Consider the following 699-nt stretch of genomic DNA (forward strand, 5'->3'; position numbering starts at 1 on the left):
GTAAGGAATTAAAAGAAGCTGTGAAATAATAATATATCTTAACAGTATAAATAACTCTTATATGAGAAGGAAAGAACTAAGAGTATTTTTTATTTAAAGATGATTGAGTATCTAACCACAGAACTCAAAAATTAATATTAATATTTTTTTCACTAAAGGGCGTATTTCCAGAGTATGGATCTGCGCTTTTTTGCATGAAAGGGCCATTTTATAGAGGAAGAGTCTCAAGAAAAATTGAATACTTATGGTAATGCTAGTGTGATGTTTGTGAAAGTTTTTACTTAAACAATAGGGCAGGTTAGTGCAATAAGATAAGGAGAAACTTTAACCTTACTAATTCGTAATTAAATTTAAGCAATTATTAAAACGGGGGGAGGTATTATGTCTGAAAAAGAAAGAGAAAGATTGAAAGCAACAGAACAACGAAAAAATCCTCGAGGTGCTTTAAACAATTCGTGGGCTCAAGCCCATACTGGAGTACCAAGCAGTGGTTGTTTAGTTAATTTATTTTCTGTCCTAATTATAATTGGATTTGTTCTCTTAGTAAGAGCGTGCTCAATCTAATCATTGAAGTAACTTGTGCGATAGGGGAAATTTGTGCTGTCAATACTGAAAGCTTTCTTATTGTGCCAACGGAACAGAATACATTATTTATGAGAATTAAATGGCTGAAAGCAAAGAAATTAATTTATCAAAATT

At 31.3% G+C, this 699-nt stretch carries 1 protein-coding gene; it reads left to right on the forward strand.

Annotated elements, in window-relative coordinates:
• The first annotated feature begins 381 nt into the window (after window positions 1-381).
• Window positions 382-564: a hypothetical protein gene (locus V7127_RS24350; RefSeq protein ID WP_335345638.1), complete on the forward strand. Its 183-nt coding sequence runs from the start codon at window positions 382-384 to the stop codon at window positions 562-564.
• Window positions 565-699: the final 135 nt, after the last annotated feature.

This window comes from Bacillus sp. JJ1773 (assembly GCF_036962035.1).
Classification (GTDB): domain Bacteria; phylum Bacillota; class Bacilli; order Bacillales; family Cytobacillaceae; genus Cytobacillus.

Excerpts from the sequence above, each read along its gene's own strand:
- V7127_RS24350 (WP_335345638.1), top strand. The coding sequence starts at position 382 with ATGTCTGAAAAAGAAAGAGAAAGATTGAAAGCAACAGAACAACGAAAA.